Genomic DNA, 15,144 nt, shown 5'->3' on the forward strand with positions numbered 1-15,144 from the left:
ACCGTGTGACCATGGCCACCGCGACCCGTCCCCCGCCCCCCGTACCGCCCCTCCCCCGTGCCGTCGCACGGCCCCCGCGTGCCGCCGCCGTCCGTCACCTCGGGCCGAACTGGTACGCCTGCGTCATGGGCACCGCCATCGTGGCCGGCGCGGGCGCCGTGCTCCCCGTGCGGGCGCCCGGTCTGCGTCCCGCGCTCACCGGCGTGTGGGCGCTGTCCCTCGTCCTCCTGCTGGTCCTGCTCGCCGCCCGCGCCCTGCACTGGGCCCACCACCGCGACCGGGCCCGCGCCCACCTCCTCGACCCCGCCATGGCTCCCTTCTACGGCTGCCTCTCCATGGCGCTGCTGGCCGTCGGCGGCGGCGCGCTGAGCCTCGGGCGGGACTGGACCGGGCTGCGCGCCGCCGTGGTCCTCGACGCCGTGCTGTTCACCGCCGGTACGGCCGTGGGGCTGGCCGCCGCCGTGGCCGTCCCGTACCTCATGGCGGTACGCCACCGGGTGACGGCGGAGCAGGCGACACCGGTCTGGCTGCTGCCGCTGGTCGCGCCCATGGTGTCCGCCGCGCTCGGGCCGCACCTGGTGCCGTACCTCCCGGCCGGGCAGCCGCGCGCCACCCTGCTGCTCGCCTGCTTCGCGATGTTCGGGCTCAGCCTGATCGCCACCCTGGTGACGCTGCCCCTGGTCTTCGGCCGGCTGATGACCGGAGGCCCGCTGCCCCTCGCGCTCACCCCGACGCTGTTCCTGGTGCTCGGGCCGCTCGGCCAGTCCACCACCGCCGCCGGCGCCTTCGCGGACGTCGCCCCGGGGGTCGTGCCGGCGCCGTACGACGCGGGGTTCGGGGTGCTCGCCGTGCTGTACGGGGTGCCCGTCATGGGCTTCGCGCTGCTGTGGCTCTGCCTCGCCGCCGCCCATGTCGTTCGGGCCCGCCGGCGGGGCATGCGCTTCGCGATGACGTGGTGGTCGTTCACGTTCCCGGTCGGCACCTGTGTCACCGGGGCCGCGGCGCTCGCCGCGCGCACCGGGCTGCTCGCCTACGACGTGCTGACGTTCGCCCTGTACGCCGTGCTGGCCGGCGCCTGGGCCACCGCCGCCTGGCACACCGCGCGCGGCCTGTTCAGCGGCGCGCTGCCCGCAGGGCCCGCCCCAGCACTGCCGGGGCCCCGGCCAGCGACGGCCCGTACCAGGTGAGGTGCCGGCCGTCGACGAGCGCGCAGGGCAGTCCGGGGAAGGCCTCCGGCCCGTCGTCGGCGGTGAAGCGGTACGGCTCGTCGGGGAGGACGACGAGGTCGGGGGCGGCGGCCCGCAGGTCGTCGAGCGGGACGCGCGGATAGCGCTCCGGGTGGGCCGCGTAGAGGTGGTCGACGCCGAGGCGGGACAGCAGGTCGCCCGCGAAGGTGTCCCGGCCCAGCACCATCCAGGGACGCCGCCAGACGGGCACGACCGCCGTCCTGCGCTCCGGGGGCGCGGGCGGCGCCGCCCAGGACTCCTCGGCCTCGTCCAGCCAGCGGGGGCGGGAGCGCGCCCCGCACGCCGTGAGCACCCGGTCCAGTTCGCGGAAGGCCCCGGGAAGTGTCCGCACCTCGGTCACCAGCACGTCCAGACCGGCCGTACGCAGTGCCGCAAGGTCGGGCTCGCGGTTCTCCTCCTCGTTGGCGATCACCAGATCGGGGGCGAGGGCGACGATCCGGTCCACCTCCGGGTTCTTGGTGCCGCCGACGCGGACGACGTCCAGCCCGGCCGGGTGCGTGCACCAGTCGGTGGCGCCGGCCAGGGAGCCGGGCGCGGAGAGCGCCACGGCCTCCGTCAGCGACGGGACGAGGGAGACGATCCGGAGGGGACTCATCGGCGCGGCTTGTCCCGCACCGCCTCGATGTGCTCGGCGACGGCGACGACCAGCAGCCGGGTCTCCGGGACCGTGGCCCGCCAGCGGTGCCGTACTCCCCCGGTGAGGTACAGGGTGTCGCCGCGGCCGAGACGGTACGCGCGGCCCTCCGCCTCGATCTCCACGGCGCCGTCCGCCACGTACATCAACTGGTCGTTGCGGAACTGGAGTTCACGACCGGCGTCATGGTCGCCGGTGAACTCGGAGGCGTGCATCTGGTGGTGACCGCGCACCAGGGAACGCGCGCCCGCTTCGGCCCAGTTCCCGGCGTCCCCGGCCCGGACCACGTCCACGCTGCACGCCGGGTCTGCGGCGGCGAGGAGCTCCACGGCGGTGGTGCGCAGCGCGTCGGCGACCTTCTCCAGGGAGGTCTGGCTCGGACGCGCCCGCTCGTTCTCGATCTGGCTCAGGAACGGGACCGACAGGCCGCTGCGCTCGGCCACGACGGCGAGGGTGAGGTCCAGCGCACGACGTCGCCGACGCACGGCCGCGCCCACCCGCAGGGGCTGTTCCTTGTGGTCGCCCATCGCTCCGGCTCCCTCCTCCGCCGATCGTCCCGCACCCCGTGCGCCGCTGCTCCGGCGCACTCCCTCCGGTGAGTTGTCTGCACCCTACGCATGTTCGGCAAACCGTTTCAGGCGCCTGCCACGACGCCGTCACACGCCGGCGGCGCCAACCCCACGGTTCGCGCCGGCCGACCGGCGGGTCCCTCGGTTCGCCCGGTGCGCGACAAAGGGTGCTTCCGCCATTGTTCACCCGTCCGAGCGGAAGGTCACGGGGAGGTCCGGGGAGGGCATAGCGCTGCGTGGTTGTCCGGATTCCGACCGTGTTCCCGGCGGGCTGTGGACATGACCGAGGGGCGGGCCCGGCCGCGCCGTCAGGTGCGGGTCCGGGCCCGCCCCTCGGGGGCGGCCGGTACGGCGGTTACTGCGGGGTCATCCGCTCCACCATGTCCGGGTGCTCCTTCAGCCAGGCCGCGACCGCCTCCTCCTCGTGGCCCTGGCCGCGGTCCTTGATCTCGGCCTCCAGCGTGCCGAGCTCGTCCTCGCTCATCCGGAAGTCCTTGATCCACTCGGTGAGCTGCGGATACTGCTCCGGGAACTTCTTGCTCGCGATGGTGCGGATCGTGTTGCCCTCGCCGAAGGCCTTCTTCGGGTCCTTCAGCTTCGTCAGCTCGTAGTCGCTGTACGCCCAGTGCGGCGACCACAGCGTGACGGCGATGGGCTCCTTCTTGGCGTAGGCGCGCTTGAGCTCGGCCAGCATCGCCGGCGTGGAGCCGTCGACGACCTTGTACTCGTCCTCCAGGCCGTAGCCGGGCAGGACCTCGTTCTTGAGCAGCTGCATCTCACCGGTGCCCGGCTCGATGCCGATGATCCGCCCCTTGAAGAGGTCGGCCTTGCCCTTGAGGTCCGCCAGGGACTTGACGTCCTTGACGTACGAGGGAACGGCGATCTCCAGCGAGGTGGGCTCGTACCAGGTGCCCAGGTCGGTGAGCTTGTCCTTGCTCTTGTCCCAGTAGTTCTTCTGCGCGTACGGCAGCCAGGCGTCGAAGTTGAGGTCGAGGTCCCCGGAGGCGAGGCCGGTGTAGACCGGGCCGACGTCCATCTGCTTGAGGTTCATCTTGTAGCCGCGCCGCTCGAGGACGTTCTTCCACAGGTAGGTGACGGCCACGTCCTCCTCCCACGGGAACCAGGCCACGTCCAGCGCCCGCTCCGCCTCGGCGGGGGTGTCGCCGGAGCCGGAGCCCACCGGGGCCAACTTGTCGGCGACGCCCGGGTTGTCCTTCATCCAGGCACGGACGGCGTCCTGCTGGCGGCCCTTGCCGGCCTTGTTGATCTCGGCCTCCAGGCTGGTGAGTTGCTTCTCGGTCATCGAGAAGTCCTTCAGCCACTTGGCCACGGTGGGGTTGTCACCGGTGAAGCCCTTGCGGGACAGCGTGTGCACGCCGTCGCCCTTGCCCCAGGTGCCCTTGGGGTCCTTCAGCTTCTTCAGGTCGTAGTCGCTGTACGCCCAGTGCGGCGACCACAGCGTGACGACGACCGGTTCCTTCTTGCTGTAGGCCCGCTTGAGCTCGGCCAGCATCGCCGGCGTGGAGCTGTCGACGACCTTGTACTCCTTGTCGAGGCCGTACTCCTTGAGGACCTTGCTCTTCAGCAGGCCCATCATGCCGGCGCTGGACTCGATGCCGGTGATCTTCCCGTCGAAGGTGGACGCCTTGCCCTTGAGGTCCTCGAGGGAGTTGACGTCCTTCATGTACGACGGGACGGTCAGCTCCAGCGACGTCTCGCCGTACCAGGAGCCGAGGTCCTCGAGCTGCTTGCCGTACTTCTTCCAGTACGCCTCGTGGGTGGTGGGCAGCCAGGAGTCGGTCTGGAAGTCGATGTTGCCCTGCGCGAGGGCGGTGTAGAGCGGGCCCGCCTCGAACTGCTTGGCCTCGACCTCGAAGCCGCGCTGCTCGAGGATCTCCTTCCACAGGAAGGTGGAGGCGACGCCCTCGTCCCAGGGGATGTAACCGATGGTGATCTTCTTGCCGTTGCCGACATTCTTGCCGTCCGCGGTGGCGTTGCCGGAGTCACCGGCGCCGCCGAACATGCTCATGCCGCCGGCGACCAGGGCGAGGACGACGACACCGACCACCGCGACCTGCGGGCGGGGCCGATAGGACCAGATCTTCAGCCCCTGGCCGGCGCGCGCCTTGGCGGCGGCGCGACGGCCGAGCGGGGAGACCTGGGTGCCCAGGGCGCTGGTCATGCGGTCCAGGTAGATCGCCAGGATGACGATGGCGAGACCCGCCTCGGAGCCCAGTCCGATGTTGAGCTGGCCGATGGACTCGATGACCGCGCCGCCGAGTCCGCCGGTGCCGACCATGCCGGCGATCGCGGCCATGGACAGGCCGAGCATGATGACCTGGTTGACGCCCGCCATCACCGTGGGCAGCGCCAGCGGCAGCTGCACCCGGAGCAGGGTGTTGCGGGGGGTGGTGCCGAAGGCCTCCGCGGCCTCGACCAGTTCCTTGTCGACCTGGCGGATGCCCAGCTCGGTCATGCGCACGCCCGGGGCGAGCGCGAAGATCAGGGTGGCGACGATGCCCGGCGCGGGGCCGGTACCGAAGAACAGGATCGCCGGGATGAGGTAGATCATCGCGGGCAGCGTCTGCATGAAGTCCAGGATCGGCCGGACGAATGCGCTGACCCGGTCCGAGCGCGCCGCCCAGATGCCCACCGGCACCGATATGACCAGCGCGATCACGGTGGCGACGATGACCAGTGCCAGCGTCACCATCGAGTCCTCCCACAGTTCGAGGGAGTCCAGGAAGGCGAAGCCTCCGAAGGTGAGCACACCGGCGAAGGTGCCGCGCAGCCAGAAGGCGATCACCGCGAAGATGCCGGCGAGCAGCAGCGGTTCGGGCGCCTGGAGGACGGCGTTGACACCGTCGTAGGCGCCGGTGAAGACGGCCTTGAAGAAGTCGAACAGCCAGGTGACGTTGGCGAGCAGCCAGTCGACGGCGCTGTTGACCCAGTCTCCGAGCGGAATCCTAGGCACGGGCCATCACCTTCTCGCCGCCCTTGTCCCGCGGGGTGTCGCAGACCCCCGGGTCGGCCTCCTCGTCGCCGAGGAACCCGACGAGGCGCTGGCGCGGGACGACGCCGACGAGCGCGCCGTCCTTGTCGAGCACCGCCACGGGGTGCGGCACCCGGGCGCTGATCGCGCACAGGTCGGTGAACGGCGTCCGCGGCGTCGCGGTCTCGCAGCCGCAGTCCGCCTCGTCGCCGCGCACCTCGGAGTCCATCACGGACCCGGCGGTCAGCACACGGGAGCGGTCGACGTCCTGGGTGAAGGAGGCGACGTAGTCGTTGGCGGGCCGGATCAGGATGTCCTGCGCGGTGCCGATCTGCACGATCCGGCCGTCGCGCATCACCGCGATGCGGTCGCCGAGGCGCATGGCCTCGTTGAGGTCGTGGGTGATGAAGACGATGGTCTTCTTCAGCTTCTTCTGCAGTTCGATCAGCTGGTCCTGCATGTCGCGGCGGATCAGCGGGTCGAGGGCGCTGAAGGACTCGTCCATCAGCAGCAGGTCCGCGTCGGTGGCGAGCGCGCGGGCGAGGCCGACGCGCTGCTGCATGCCGCCCGACAGCTCGTCGGGCCACGACTTCTCCCAGCCGGCCAGGCCGCACAGGGCGAGCGCCTCGTCGGCGCGGCGTTCGCGCTCGGCGCGGGGCACGCCCTGCACTTCAAGACCGTAGGCAGCGTTGTCGCGGACGCTGCGGTGCGGGAACAGCGCGAAGTGCTGGAACACCATGCTGATCTTCCGGGAGCGGACCCGGCGCAGCTCCCGGTCGGGCAGCGCGGTCAGGTCCTCGCCGTCGAAGCGCACGTGCCCGGCGGTGGGCTCCAGCAGGCCGTTCAGCATCCGCAGCAGGGTGGACTTGCCTGAGCCGGACAGGCCCATGACGACGAAGATCTCGCCCGGCTCCACGCTGAACGTGGCATCGATGACGGCGGCGGTGACGCCGTCGGCGCGCAGCTCCTCCCGGTCGGCTTCCTTCTGGCGCAGTCTCTCGACCGCCTGGTCCGGTCGTCTGCCGAACACCTTGAACAGGTGCTCGGCCTCAAGCCTGGATGACACGCGTACCTCTTGTCTCGACGGCAATGGCAGGAGCGATGCGCGGCGGGCGGCTCACGCGGCCCAAAACAGTTGAATCTGTAACCGGCATCGCTCCGGGGGCGCGCCTCCCCGGTTTCGTATGGCGCAAACACGTTCGTGCGACGGCTCACAGTGGTCGCGCAGGGCGCAACTCGTTGCAGTGAGGGCATCGGGGAGTGTGGGTGGGGTGCGGTTGGTGGGTGCGGTTGGTAGGTGCGGTTGGTGGGCGTGACGGCGGGGTGTTGTCGGTGGGGTGCGGCATGATGCGGTCGTGACCGGACGACTGATGCTCCTCGACACCGCTTCCCTGTATTTCCGCGCCTACTTCGGCGTCCCCGAGTCGGTCAGAGCGCCCGACGGCACACCGGTGAACGCCGTGCGCGGGCTGCTGGACTTCATCGACCGCCTGGTCAAGGACCACCGGCCGGACCAGCTGGTGGCCTGCATGGACGCCGACTGGCGGCCGGGGTGGCGGGTGGAGCTGATCCCCTCCTACAAGGCGCACCGCGTCGCCGAGGAGCGTGCGGCGGGCCCGGACGAGGAGGAGGTGCCGGACACGCTGTCGCCGCAGGTGCCGGTCATCGAGAGCGTGCTGGACGCGGTGGGCATCGCGCGCGTGGGGGTCGCCGGGTACGAGGCGGACGACGTGATCGGCACGTTCACCGCCCGGGCGGCGGGGCCGGTCGACATCGTCACCGGCGACCGCGATCTGTACCAGCTGGTGGACGACGCGCGGGGGGTGCGGGTGCTGTATCCGCTGAAGGGCGTCGGCACGCTCCAGATCACCGACGAGGCGGTGCTGCGCGAGAAGTATGGGGTGGACGGCAAGGGGTACGCGGACCTGGCACTGCTGCGCGGTGACCCGAGCGACGGCCTGCCGGGCGTGCCGGGCATCGGGGAGAAGACGGCGGCCAAGCTGCTGGCCGAGTTCGGCGACCTGGCCGGGATCCTGGCGGCCGTGGACGACCGGCAGGCCAAGCTCACCCCGTCGCAGCGGAAGCGCCTGGACGAGGCCCGGCCGTACCTCGCGGTCGCCCCGAAGGTCGTCCGGGTCGCGGACGACGTGCCGCTGCCGGACGTCGGCACGGCGCTGCCGCGCGAGCCGCGCGACCCGGCGGGAGTGGAGTCGCTCGGGGAGCGCTGGGGGCTGGGCGGTTCGCTGCAGCGGTTGCTGACGACGCTCTCGGTGTGATTCGCGGACCAGGACACAGGTGCTAACTTAGGCAACCCTAACTGTGACATCTGGGAGGCTCCTCATGGCAGAGCGACCGGCACGCGCTTCGCGCGCTCCGCACACCGCCGAGGTCGTCCGCACCGAGCGGCTGACCCCGCACATGCAGCGTGTCGTGCTCGGCGGTGAGGGGCTCTCCGACTTCTCGGCGGACACCTGCACCGATCACTACGTCAAGCTGCTGTTCCCGGTGCCCGGGGCGACGTATCCGGAGCCGTTCGATCTGCAGCGCGTCCGGGCGGAGCTGCCGCGCGCGCAGTGGCCGGTGACCCGGACGTACACGGTGCGCCACTGGGACGCCGCGCACCGCGAGCTGACGCTCGACTTCGTGGTCCACGGCGACGAGGGGCTGGCCGGTCCCTGGGCGGTGAACGTCCGGCCGGGCGAGGTCGTCCGGTTCATCGGGCCTGGCGGCGCCTACGCGCCCGATCCGGCCGCCGACTGGCATCTGCTCGCCGGTGACGAGAGCGCGCTGCCCGCTATCGCCCGGTCGCTGGAGGCGCTGCCGGCGGGGGCGCGGGCGTTCGCCTTCGTGGAGATCTCCGGTCCGGAGGAGGAGCAGAAGATCGACTCCGACGTGGAGGTCCGCTGGCTGCACCGGGGGGGCCGGCCGGTCGGGGAGGCTCTGGTGGAGGCGGTCCGGGGGCTCGCGTTCCCGGAGGGGCGGGTGCACGCTTTCGTGCACGGCGAGGCCCATTTCGTGAAGGAGCTGCGCGCTCTGCTGCGGGTCGAGCGCGGCATTCCGCGGGAGGACCTGTCGATCTCGGGGTACTGGCGGCTCGGCCACAACGAGGACGGCTGGCAGGCCTCCAAGCAGGACTGGAACGCACGGGTCGAGGCGGAGCAGGAAGGCGCGGGGGCCGCCTCGTCCTGAGCCGCGGTGGGTGGGTGGGGCGGGGCCGGGTCGGGGGTGGCCGTCCTCGGACTGGCGCGACTGCCCCCGCTGGAATACGTCGGAGGCGCGGACGCGCCAGCCACTGCGGGCGACCACCCCCGCCCCGTCCCCTCCCCGCCGTCGGCAGCAATCCCCCGAACCCACCGCTCCCGCCATCTCCGCCGCCTCCGCAGACACCCGCCACACCAGCCCGTCTCCGCAGGCACCACACCCGCCGCTCCCCGCGGCCATCCGCCGCACCCGCCGCTCCCCGCGGCCATCCGCCGCTCTCCGCGGCTACCCGCCGCACCCGCCGCACTCCGCGGGCAGTCGTGCCGCAGGGCGGCACGGGTGGGCGCGACGGCGCCCCGTGAGCGCCGGGCTGCGCAACACCCCCCGGCCCACCCCACCGCCGGGTACCGGTGCGGCGCCGGGCCACGCGGACCCGCCCCGGGCAACCGGCGGACCCGGGACCGAGTCACCACCCCGCCGGTGCGCCCAGCACAGCAGCACCGCCACGTCCGCCGGACGAGGGAACCCCACGCCGTCCCCACGGGCACCACGGCGTGGCGGGCGCAAAGCCCCACCGCACTCCCCCATGATCCGGCCGCGTGGCACACACCTTCGACGAACTCGTGGCCAAACAGCGCGCCGCCGACGAGGCACACGCGCGAGTACGGCAACTGCGAGACACCTACGGCGCCCCCACCAGGACCAAGTGGAGCGAGCACCAGACCACCACCTGGGAGACCGCCCGGCGCGCCTGGCGGGACCTCGCCCGCGACGTCCGCCTCGCGGTCACCGAGTACGCCCGGACCGAGGGCAGACCGCTCCTCGAGATCGAGGCGGAGGTGAGACGCGCGGCGGAGGCCGGACCCGACGAGCGGGGCGGCGACCAGGGCTGAGCGGCCCGTACCCTTGCCCGGTGTGAGACGCAGACGGCCCCTTCCGCCCTCTCCCCTGCCACAGCGCGACGGAGTGGACCCGGTACGGGTGCGGCTGCCCGCCGGCGGGCAGGGGGCCACCGTGCGGGACCACCTGGTGCTGCGGCTCTCGGCCGGCCCCGGCGTCGTGGACGGCATGTTCGCCGAGGGGCTGATCGTCGGGGCGGACGGCCGGGCCGTACCGGCGGAGACACCGTACGAGCCCGGAATGTTCGTGTGGTTCCACCGGGAGCTGCCGACCGAGGTCCCGGTGCCGTTCCCGCTGGAGGTGGTCCACCGGGACGAGCACATCGTCGTGGCCGACAAGCCGCACTTCCTGGCCACCACCCCGCGCGGCAGCCATGTCACCCAGACCGCGCTCGCCCGGCTCCGCCGGGAGCTGGACATCCCGGAGCTCGGCGCCGCGCACCGGCTGGACCGGCTCACCGCGGGTCTGGTCCTGTTCACGGTGCGGCCCGGGGAGCGCGGCGCGTACCAGACGCTGTTCCGCGACCGGCTGGTGCGCAAGGAGTACGAGGCCGTCGCCCCGTACGACCCGGAGCTGGTCCTGCCCCGGACCATGCGCAGCAGGATCGTGAAGGAGCGCGGGGTGCTGACCGCACGGGAGGTCGAGGGCGAGCCGAACGCGCTGACCCGTGTGGAGATCGCTGAGCGCCGCTCGGACGGTCTCGCCCGGTACCGGCTGGTGCCGGGCACCGGGCAGACCCATCAGCTGCGGGTGCACATGAACAGCCTGGGCGTGCCGATCCTGGGCGATCCGCTGTATCCCAAGGTGACCGGGCCCGGTCCAGCCGGTGACTTCCGGCGTCCGCTGCAACTGCTCGCGCGGACACTGGAGTTCACCGACCCGGTGACGGGAGCGGAGCACCGGTTCAGCAGCGGGCGGGCGCTCGCGGCCTGGGCGTCATACGAGGACTGGGCCGCCGGTCAGTAGCCGCGCCACCAGCGCAGGAAGCGCTGCCAGGCGTTGAGCGGCGGGGCGGGTTCCGTCACCGGTGGGGGCGCCGGCACCGGCTGCACGGGCGGGGGCGTGGGGTTCGGCGGGGCAGTGTGCCGGTTCCGGCGCGGTGAGGCGTCGTTCTCGTGGCTGGGCTTCTGGAGGACGTCCTGCTGCGGGCGGGGCCTGAAGTGGACGGGAAGCCTCACGAGATGCCGGGAGGCGATGGACTCGGTGAAGGTCAACTCGTCCTCGCTGATGCTCAGTTCCACGTCGGGCAGCCGCATGAGCAGGGCGTCGACGCCGACTTCGGCCATGGTGCGGCCGATGTCCTGGCCGGGGCACTCGTGCGGGCCGCCGCCGAAGGCGAGGTGGGAGCGGTTGCCCCGCATGTCGGCGGCCGGGTCGGGGCGCACGCGCGGGTCGACGTTGGCCGGGGCGGGCGCGAACAGCAGCCCGTCGCCCTTGCGGATGCGCCGGCCGCCGAGCTCCGTCTCCTGCTTGGCGAAGTAGGCGAAGATGGTGCTGAACGGCGGCTCGTCCCAGAGCAGTTGCTCCACCGCCTGGGGCACGGTCATCTGGCCGCCGTTGAGCTGGGAGCGGAAGCGCGGGTCGACCAGCACCTGGCGCAGCACATTGGCGAGGAGGTTGGCGGTGGCCTCGTAGGAGGCGATCAGCACCACTCTGAGGTGCTGGCTGACCTCGTCGTCGGTCAGCCCGGCCGGGTGTGCGACGAGGTGGCCGGCGAAGTCGTTGCCCGGCTCGGCCCGGCGGCGCGCGGTGAGGCGCTCCAGGGCCCCCATGACGTAGGCGTTGCTGGCGATGGCCGTCTCGGTGCCCCTGATCATGTCGCGGGCGGCCTCGACCATCCGGTCGTTGTACTCGTCGGGCATGCCGAGGACGTGGCACATCACGGCCATCGGCAGGTGCTCGGCGTACTGGCCCACCAGGTCGGCCTCGCCCGCCTCGCAGAACCGGTTGACGACGCGCTGGACGCTGCGGTTGACGTGCCGGCGCAGGCTCCGGAAGTCGGTGGCCGCGACGGCGGCGTCGATCGCGCCGCGCAGCCGCCGGTGCTCGTCGCCCTCGGCATGGGCGCACATCGGCTGCCAGGCGATGTGCGGCATCAGCGGATGGTCGGGCTTGACCAGGCCCTCCTCGAGCGCGGACCAGATGCGGCTGTCCTTGCAGAACCGCGCGGGGCTGCGCACCAGTTGCTGGCTCTCGGCGTGGCCGAGCACCACCCACAGCGGCACGTCGTCGTGGATCAGCACGGGGGCCACCGGTCCGTACTCGGCCCGCAGTTCCTCGTAGAGCTTCTTCAGGTCCCCGGACTCGTGCAGCCGGCTCGGCCCGCCGGGGCCCGTACGGTGCGCGGGGCAGCCGGGGGGCGGGCCGGTCCGGGGGGCGTCCGTGCCGGTCGGGGCGTTCGGTTCAGGGGTCACAGTGGTCGCTCCGGGGAGGTGGTCAGGCGGTCGGGCCCGTCAGGGCGAGCGAATGCAGGAAGCGCGTCAGCGTCATCAGGACGTCACGGCTGGAGGCGCGGCGCCGCACATCGCACTCGAGGATCGGGACCCGCTCGGAGAGGTCGAGGGCGCCGCGCAGTTCGGCGACGGGGTGGCGCGGGGCGTCCGGGAAGGAGTTGACCGCGACGACGAACGGCACACCGCGCTCCTCCAGCCTCCCCATGACGTCGAAGCTGACTTCGAGGCGGCGGGTGTCGACCAGGACGACCGCGCCGAGCGCCCCCTCGAACAGCCCGTTCCACAGGAACCAGAAGCGCTCCTGGCCGGGGGTGCCGAACAGGTACAGCACCAGCTGGTCCGTGATCCTGATGCGGCCGAAGTCCATGGCGACCGTGGTGGCCGTCTTGGACGCGGAGCCGAAGTCGTCGTCGACCCCGATGCCGGCCTGGGTCATGGTCTCCTCGGTGGTCAGCGGTCTGATCTCGCTGACCGAGCCGACCATGGTCGTCTTGCCGACCCCGAATCCGCCCACGATCACGATCTTCACCGCGGCCTGCGCCGTGTGCGGCAACTGGTCCTCGGCACGGGGGCCGGGGATGGTCTCAGAGCCTTTGAAGTCCATGCATCACCGCTTCGAGAAGGGAACGGTCGGGCAGCGCCGTGCGGACGATCGAGGAGCGCGCCTGGACCAGTTCCGCCGTCAGCAACTCGGTGAGCAGCGCGGTCACCGCACTGAACGGCAGGCTGAGATAGGCCGACAGTTCGGCCACGGACAGGGGGGCGGCACAGAGCCGGAGCAGTGCCGCCTGCTCGGGGGTGGCGGACGGCGGGGGGTCCGGGGAGCGGGCCACGATCAGGGTGACGAGGTCGAGGTCCGCCCGCGCGCCGTCGGGTCCGGCGACCACGTACAGCCGCTCCGGGTTGCCGCCCGTGCCCTCCTTCCCGGCCGGTCCGGCCGGTCGCGGCGGGGTGTCGTTCCGGGGGGAGCGCCTCCGGCGTCGCGGAGGAGTCATACGGTCTGCCCGTTCCGTCGGGGCGGACTGGTCAGATGGGCGCCGATGCGGACGACGAGGTCGCGCATCATGCCGCCCATGCGGCCGGGTTCGCAGGTCATGTCGGAGAGCACCGCGAGGTAGGCGTTGGCGCCGGCCGCCATCAGATAGAAGTAGCCCCCGTTGATCTCGATCAGCACCATCTTCATCTCGCCGTCGCCGTGCGGGAGTTCCTGGGCGACGGCCCCGGCGAGGCTCTGGACGCCCGCGCAGGCGGCGGCGACCCGGTCCGCGGCGTCCGGCTCGCCGCCGTAACGGGCGATGCGCAGGCCGTCGGCGGAGAGCACCACGATCATCTCCACGCCGGGTACGCCGTCGGCGAGTTCCTTGAGCATCCAGTCGAAGTTGGCGCGTTGCCGGATCACTTGAGGTTCCCCTCGTCGTCGGCCTCGGTGCGGGCCGGTTCGTTGATGAGATGCAGGTAGGCGGTCGGGTTCCGGGTGAAGTCGGTGGGGTGGACGCCCGGGTCGAGGTCCTTCTTCAGTCCCTCCCAGAAGGCGTCGACCCACAGCCCGGGTTCGCGGTCGTCCCGCTTCTTCTCCTCGGGCCGGGGCGTGGCCCAGATGTCGTGGTACTCCTCGCCCCGCTCCCTGGCCTCCCGCTCGGCCCGCTCGGCGGCCGCCTGCTCGGCGTACCGCTGTTCCAGCGGGGTCTTCACCCGGCTGCGGCGTTGTGGCAGCCCGCCCGCGGTCCACTCGGTGACCTCGGGGGCGTCGTCCTCGGCGGAGACGGTGTCGGGCAGGCGGGGGCTGGTGGGGCGACGCCTCTTGGGGGCGCGCTCCGGGCCCGGGAGGGCGTCGACCGGGCGGGGCACGGAGGTCGCCCCGATGCCGTGGGCGAGGCCGACGCCGGGCTCGTCGGTGAGCATCTCGCTGGGCACGACGAGGACGGCGCGGACGCCGCCGTAGGCGGAGGCGCGCAGCGAGACCCGCATGTCGAACGCGGTGCAGAGCCGGCCCACGACGGCGAGGCCGAGGCGGGGGTTCTCCCCGATCTCCTGGAGGTCGGAGCCCTTCTGGGCCTGTTCGAGGAGGCCCTCGATCCGGGCGCGGGCCTGTTCGTCGAGGCTGACGCCGGCGTCCTCGATCTCGATGGCGACGCCGGTCTGCACCTCCGTGGCGGTGACGCTCACCTTGCTGGTCGGCGGCGAGTAGCGGGTGCCGTTGTCGAGGATCTCGGCGGCGGCGTGGATGACCGGCTCGACGTAGATGCCCTTGATGTTGACCTTGGCGATCGACTTCAGGTCGATGCGGCGGTACTCGAGGATGCGGGACATGGCGCCGCGCAGCACGCTGTAGAGCGCGACGGGCATGGGCCACTGGCGGCCGGGGCGGCCGCCGCCGAGGACGGAGATGGAGTCGGCGAGGCGGCCGATCAGCGCGGTGCCGTGGTCGATGCGCAGCAGGTCGTCGAAGACCTCCGGGTTGCGGCCGTGGTCCTCCTCCATCTCGCGCAGCTCGATGGCCTGCTGGTGGACGATCGCCTGGACGCGTCGGGCGATGCTGACGAAGGAGCGCTGGGAGGAGTCGCGCAGGTTCTCCTCGTCGTCGATGATCTTCAGCATCGTCCGCAGCATGCGGAGCTGGTACGCGGGCAGGTCGTGCCAGTCCGGGTCGAGCCGGGGCAGGTCGCGGAGCACCTCGTCGGGTTCGTTCCCGTTGTGCAGGTGGTCCAGGGCCGCGGGGACGACCTGGTCGACGAACCGGTCCGTCTCCGTGTCGTGGGCGGCGATCCGGGCCTCCAGATACGCACGGTGACGGTCGTGCCCGGCCCGGGCCTCGCACAGTACGCGGCCGCGGCGCACCGCCTCGGCGGCGGTGGCGGTCACCAGCAGGGTCGCGACCGCTCCGCACACGCCGACGGCGGTCCGGGCGGGCTCCGTCACCAGGGCGACGGCGGCCCCGGTCGCCGCGGCCATCACTATGGCCGGCAGCAACAGCACACGTGCATAGGGAAGTTGGACACTCGCCATGTGAGCCCTCTGAAGCGAATCGACTGATGAGCGGGAAAGCTGCGCATAGGGAACAAGCGCACGAATCCATCCCAACTCGGTGCGCTGCGGGCGAGCCTAGTCCGGCGGGATCATCGCGATGTCATATTCAGCAAGTGCCGGA

14 protein-coding genes are annotated in these 15,144 nt (G+C 72.1%); 5 read left to right on the plus strand and 9 right to left on the minus strand.

The window, feature by feature from the left end:
• Positions 1 to 11: 11 nt before the first annotated feature.
• Complete coding sequence (locus CNQ36_RS06815; RefSeq protein ID WP_121548386.1) at positions 12 to 1,187, plus strand: TDT family transporter; 1,176 nt, start codon at positions 12 to 14, stop codon at positions 1,185 to 1,187.
• Here CNQ36_RS06815 and CNQ36_RS06820 read toward each other — a convergent pair.
• The 4 genes from CNQ36_RS06820 to CNQ36_RS06835 all read right to left on the minus strand — a co-directional run bounded on the left by CNQ36_RS06820 (position 1,114) and on the right by CNQ36_RS06835 (position 6,508).
• Positions 1,114 to 1,842: a helical backbone metal receptor gene (locus CNQ36_RS06820; protein WP_121545322.1), complete on the minus strand. Its 729-nt coding sequence runs from the start codon at positions 1,840 to 1,842 to the stop codon at positions 1,114 to 1,116. The genes CNQ36_RS06815 and CNQ36_RS06820 overlap by 74 nt on opposite strands.
• The gene (locus CNQ36_RS06825) at positions 1,839 to 2,408 is read right to left on the minus strand and encodes a helix-turn-helix domain-containing protein (RefSeq protein WP_121545323.1); all 570 of its coding nucleotides are present in this window, start codon (positions 2,406 to 2,408) and stop codon (positions 1,839 to 1,841) included. Before CNQ36_RS06825 ends, CNQ36_RS06820 begins: the two co-directional genes overlap by 4 nt.
• 397 nt (positions 2,409 to 2,805) lie before the next feature.
• Positions 2,806 to 5,424, minus strand: coding sequence for an ABC transporter permease/substrate binding protein (locus CNQ36_RS06830; RefSeq protein ID WP_121545324.1), 2,619 nt, complete (start codon positions 5,422 to 5,424; stop codon positions 2,806 to 2,808).
• On the minus strand, positions 5,417 to 6,508 hold the full coding sequence (locus CNQ36_RS06835; RefSeq protein ID WP_121545325.1) for a quaternary amine ABC transporter ATP-binding protein: 1,092 nt from the start codon (positions 6,506 to 6,508) through the stop codon (positions 5,417 to 5,419). Before CNQ36_RS06835 ends, CNQ36_RS06830 begins: the two co-directional genes overlap by 8 nt.
• A gap of 304 nt (positions 6,509 to 6,812) precedes the next feature.
• On the opposite strand from CNQ36_RS06835, the gene CNQ36_RS06840 reads away from it, so the two are divergent.
• The 4 genes from CNQ36_RS06840 to CNQ36_RS06855 all read left to right on the plus strand — a co-directional run bounded on the left by CNQ36_RS06840 (position 6,813) and on the right by CNQ36_RS06855 (position 10,509).
• Positions 6,813 to 7,718, plus strand: coding sequence for a 5'-3' exonuclease (locus CNQ36_RS06840; protein ID WP_121548387.1), 906 nt, complete (start codon positions 6,813 to 6,815; stop codon positions 7,716 to 7,718).
• Between the two features lie 64 nt (positions 7,719 to 7,782).
• Positions 7,783 to 8,631, plus strand: coding sequence for a siderophore-interacting protein (locus CNQ36_RS06845; RefSeq protein ID WP_004933503.1), 849 nt, complete (start codon positions 7,783 to 7,785; stop codon positions 8,629 to 8,631).
• A gap of 611 nt (positions 8,632 to 9,242) precedes the next feature.
• Positions 9,243 to 9,536, plus strand: coding sequence for a hypothetical protein (locus CNQ36_RS06850; protein WP_121545326.1), 294 nt, complete (start codon positions 9,243 to 9,245; stop codon positions 9,534 to 9,536).
• 22 nt (positions 9,537 to 9,558) lie between these two features.
• The gene (locus CNQ36_RS06855) at positions 9,559 to 10,509 is read left to right on the plus strand and encodes an RluA family pseudouridine synthase (protein WP_121545327.1); all 951 of its coding nucleotides are present in this window, start codon (positions 9,559 to 9,561) and stop codon (positions 10,507 to 10,509) included.
• On the opposite strand, the gene CNQ36_RS06860 is transcribed toward CNQ36_RS06855, so the two are convergent.
• From CNQ36_RS06860 to CNQ36_RS06880, 5 genes are read right to left on the minus strand one after another with little or no spacing between them, the layout of a single operon-like run.
• Positions 10,503 to 11,957 carry a cytochrome P450 gene (locus CNQ36_RS06860; RefSeq protein ID WP_121545328.1) on the minus strand — a complete coding sequence of 485 codons (1,455 nt, stop codon included), beginning with the start codon at positions 11,955 to 11,957 and terminating at the stop codon, positions 10,503 to 10,505. The genes CNQ36_RS06855 and CNQ36_RS06860 overlap by 7 nt on opposite strands.
• A gap of 22 nt (positions 11,958 to 11,979) precedes the next feature.
• Positions 11,980 to 12,600 (minus strand): GTP-binding protein, encoded by a 621-nt coding sequence (locus CNQ36_RS06865; protein WP_004933496.1) that lies wholly within the window; start codon positions 12,598 to 12,600, stop codon positions 11,980 to 11,982.
• Positions 12,581 to 12,991, minus strand: coding sequence for a DUF742 domain-containing protein (locus CNQ36_RS06870; protein WP_004933494.1), 411 nt, complete (start codon positions 12,989 to 12,991; stop codon positions 12,581 to 12,583). Before CNQ36_RS06870 ends, CNQ36_RS06865 begins: the two co-directional genes overlap by 20 nt.
• Positions 12,988 to 13,395, minus strand: a complete 408-nt coding sequence (locus CNQ36_RS06875; RefSeq protein ID WP_004933493.1) for a roadblock/LC7 domain-containing protein — start codon at positions 13,393 to 13,395, stop codon at positions 12,988 to 12,990. The genes CNQ36_RS06870 and CNQ36_RS06875 overlap by 4 nt, the downstream gene beginning before the upstream one ends.
• The gene (locus tag CNQ36_RS06880) at positions 13,392 to 15,002 is read right to left on the minus strand and encodes an ATP-binding protein (protein WP_176116738.1); all 1,611 of its coding nucleotides are present in this window, start codon (positions 15,000 to 15,002) and stop codon (positions 13,392 to 13,394) included. The genes CNQ36_RS06875 and CNQ36_RS06880 overlap by 4 nt, the downstream gene beginning before the upstream one ends.
• Positions 15,003 to 15,144 lie beyond the last annotated feature (142 nt).

Origin of the sequence: Streptomyces fungicidicus (genome assembly GCF_003665435.1) — a bacterium.
GTDB classification, from domain to species: Bacteria; Actinomycetota; Actinomycetes; order Streptomycetales; family Streptomycetaceae; genus Streptomyces; species Streptomyces fungicidicus.